Here is a 1,262-nt window from a genome sequence, read left to right as displayed (position 1 = left end):
GGGCAGATCAGGCCTCCGGTGCAACGACGGACCGAGTCTTCTCGCCCCGTACGCGGATTGACCTCTCGCACCGCGTGGCTGTCGCAGGCAGGGCAGCGCGTCGGAAAGACGTACGGCTTTGCGTCGGCCGGCCGCTTGTCGAGGACGACCTCCAGCACTTTTGGGATGACGTCGCCGGCGCGCAGCACGACGACCGTGTCGCCGATACGAATGTCGACACCGTCGCGAATCGGCTGACCGTCACCACCGATACCGCGAATGTAATCTTCGTTGTGCAGCGTCGCATTCGACACCACGACGCCACCAACGGTAACAGGTTTCAGCTTCGCGATCGGATTGAGCGAACCTGTGCGACCGACATTGATCTCGATGTCCTCGAGAATCGTGATGGCTTTCTGTGCCGGAAATTTATGGGCGAGCGCCCAGCGCGGTGAGCGCGAAACGAAACCAAGGCGCTCCTGCAGCGCCAAGTCATCCACCTTGTAGACGACGCCGTCGATATCGTAGCCGAGATTGGCGCGATCGGTCTCGATGGCGTGATATTGCGCCAGCAATTCCTCGACGCTCGCGCACAGCTTGGTCAACGGATTGGTCTTCAATCCAAACGCGTTGAAGCGTTCGATCATGCCATGCTGCGTGCTCGACGGCATGGCACTCATTTCGCCCCACGCATAAGCGAAGAAACGCAACGGCCGCGACGCGGTGATCTTGGGATCGAGTTGGCGCAGACTGCCGGCGGCCGCGTTTCGCGGATTGGCGAAGACCGGCTTTCCGGCGGCCTGCTGACGCTCATTGATTGCGGCGAAATCCGCATGCGAGAGGTAAACCTCTCCCCTCACCTCGCAGATTGCCGGCACATTGGCACCCTTGAGCTTCTTTGGAATATCCTCGACGGTTCGCGCATTGGCCGTGACGTCCTCGCCCTCAGCGCCATCACCGCGTGTGGCGGCGCTGACGAGCTCGCCCTTTTCGTAGCGAAGGCTCAGCGAAAGCCCGTCGATCTTCGGCTCCGCCGTGAACAGCAGCGGAGCGCCGTCCTTGATTTGGAGAAAGCGGCGGATGCGGTCGACGAAATCCTGCACATCCTCATCGCTGAAGCCGTTCGACAGCGACAGCATCGGAATGCGGTGCTTGATCTTGCCGAACTTCTCGGACGCCTTCGCGCCGACCTTCTGCGTCAGACTCTCGGATGATTTGAGTTCTGGAAAATGCTCTTCCAGAAGATCGTAACGATGGCGCAAGGCATCGTAATCGGCATCAGA

General features: G+C 60.4%; 1 protein-coding gene. It reads right to left on the bottom strand.

The features are described 5' to 3' along the window. The coding region (gene ligA / locus AC1DT3_RS21640; protein WP_477467240.1) for an NAD-dependent DNA ligase LigA at positions 1 to 1,262 on the bottom strand (1,262 nt) is incomplete at both ends.

The sequence above is a fragment of the Microvirga sp. P4_G7 genome (genome assembly GCF_056401005.1).
This window is presented reverse-complemented; position numbering and strand designations above follow the sequence as displayed.